This is a genomic window from Protofrankia sp. CiP1_Cm_nod4 (assembly GCF_982290645.1).
Genome location: NZ_CEVIVC010000060.1, coordinates 18,670 through 20,364 on the forward strand (window position 1 = coordinate 18,670; position 1,695 = coordinate 20,364).

General features: G+C 70.2%; 2 protein-coding genes. Both read left to right on the forward strand.

The window, feature by feature from the left end:
* Positions 1-229 precede the first annotated feature (229 nt).
* Complete coding sequence (locus tag AC5LSR_RS13300) at positions 230-1,135, forward strand: glycosyltransferase family 2 protein (protein ID WP_250284951.1); 906 nt, start codon at positions 230-232, stop codon at positions 1,133-1,135.
* A gap of 130 nt (positions 1,136-1,265) precedes the next feature.
* Positions 1,266-1,695: glycosyltransferase (locus AC5LSR_RS13305; RefSeq protein WP_493468512.1), on the forward strand; the 430-nt coding region annotated here is incomplete at its 3' end.

The following is a 1,695-nucleotide window of genomic DNA, read 5'->3' on the forward strand; positions in this document are numbered from 1 at the left end:
GGCGTCCTGTGACCCCGGCATGCGGACGGGGCAGCCGAAGCACGCGCGGAGGAGGTTGTGATCATTCGACCTGACCGGCCCGGCCGGTCCGGCCACAACTCGACGGCACCGGCGAACCTCCCGTTCCCGGGCGGAAATCAGGAGTCACATCGACGTGAGTGTCAGCGTTGTACGCGCATCTGTCAGCCCCGGCGTACCCGTCCTCAGGAAGCAGAGCGGCGTCGGGACGGTGGCGGAGGCACCCGCCCCGCCCTATGTGACGGTCGTGCTGCCCTGCTACAACGAGCAGGATCACATCGTCCACGAGCTGGAGCGGATCACCGCCGCGATGGACACCAGCGGCTACAGCTACGAGCTGCTGGTCATTGACGACAAGTCGACCGACAACACGCTGGCGTTGCTGCGCGGCGTGATGCACCGCTTCCCGAACATGCGGCTGATCGCGTTCCGCCGCAACGGCGGGTCGGGCACCGCGCGCCGGATCGGCACCCAGGACGCCCGCGGGAAGATCGTGGTCTGGACCGACGCGGACATGACCTACCCGAACGAGCGCATCCCGGAGTTCGTCCGCCATCTCGACGCCTGCCCCGACGTCGACCAGGTCGTGGGCGCGCGCACGACCGAGGAGGGCACCCACAAGTGGGCGCGGGTGCCGGCCAAGTGGTTCATCCGGATGATCGCGCAGCGGCTGTCCGGCATGAAGATCCCCGATCTGAACTCGGGGCTGCGGGCGTTCCGGCGGGAGGTTTCCCTGCCGTACCTGCGGCTGCTGCCGCCCGGGTTCTCCTGCGTGACGACGATCACGATGGCGTTCCTGTCGAACCAGCACCCCGTCGACTACATCCCGATCGACTACGCGAAACGCTCGGGCAAGAGCAAGTTCCACCCGTTCCGGGACGCGCGCCGCTACATCCTGCAGGTGCTGCGGATGGTGATGTACTTCGACCCGATCCGGGTGCTGATGCCGATCGCCCTGTGGATCATGGGGCTGGGTTTCGTGAAGCTCGTCGCCGACCTGATCCGTTACGACCTGCGGGTCACCACGTCCACGCTGCTGGCGATCCTGGTCGGTTTCCAGATCGTCGTGCTCGCCCTGATCGGGGATCTCGTGGCCCGCTCCCGCGGCGGCGACTGATGCCCCGCCGGACTGCGCTGCCGTCCCGCCGGGTCCCACGGTGACGGATGCTCCATGGTGACGGACGTTCCCCCATGCTGACGGATCTTTCATCCCTCACGGTGAGGCTCCTTCCACAGGGACGGACGAGATGACAGGTGAGCGGCCGGAGAGGCACGCCGGGACGCCGGCGCCGGCGCGGTCGCGGATCGCGATCGTCGGCCCGGCCCATCCCTACAAGGGCGGTGTCGCCCAGCACACCACCGAGCTCGCGCACCGGCTCGCGGCGTGTGGCCACGACGTCCGCCTGGAGTCCTGGTCGGCGCAGTACCCGGCCCGGCTCTACCCGGGCCGGCAGCGGGTGGACGCCCCCGAGACGCGGCCGTTCCCGGCGACGTCCTACCCGCTGTCATGGCGGCGGCCGGACACCTGGCCGCGGCTGGGCCGCCGGCTGCGCACCGGCGTGGACGCGGTGGACGCCGTGGTCGTCGTCGTGGTCACCCCGATCCAGGCGCCGGCCTATCTGGGCGTCCTCGCCGGCCTGCGCCCGCCGGCCCCGCGGCCAGGAAACGCGCCGGCGG